Source organism: Variovorax sp. KBW07, assembly GCF_003852515.1.
In the GTDB taxonomy this organism is placed as follows: domain Bacteria; phylum Pseudomonadota; class Gammaproteobacteria; order Burkholderiales; family Burkholderiaceae_C; genus Variovorax.
The window spans coordinates 1-370 of the sequence record NZ_QAJK01000077.1; the positions used below are offsets into that span (position 1 = coordinate 1).

Sequence of the window (370 nt, forward strand, 5' to 3'; positions counted from 1 at the left end):
GTTTCGCCGTCGACCGTGCCGCCCCCCGTCCCCGCGCCTCCACCGCCCCCTGTTGCCAAGGCGCCCGAGCCGGCGCCCGCGCCAAAGGCGCCCGACATTGCCCTGGAGCGCGAGAAGAAGCTCAAGGAGCAAAAGGAACAGAAAGAGCGCGAGCTCGAGCAGCAGCAACAGCAGCAGCAGAAGAAAAAAGAGCTCGAGGCCAAACAGCGCGCCGAAGATGAGGCCGACCGCAAGAAGGAACAGCAGAAAAAGCTGGCCGAGCAGAAGAAGCAGCAGGAGGCCGACGCCAAGCAGGCTGAAGCCAAGAAGGCCGAGGCTGCCGCCAAGCAGGCCGCCGCCGATCGTGCCGCCACGCTCAAGCGCATGCAGG

At 66.2% G+C, this 370-nt stretch carries 1 pseudogene; it reads left to right on the forward strand.

The features are described from left to right. Positions 1–15 precede the first annotated feature (15 nt). Positions 16–370 (forward strand): annotated as a pseudogene (locus tag DBV14_RS17045) (protein TolA); the annotation flags it as partial.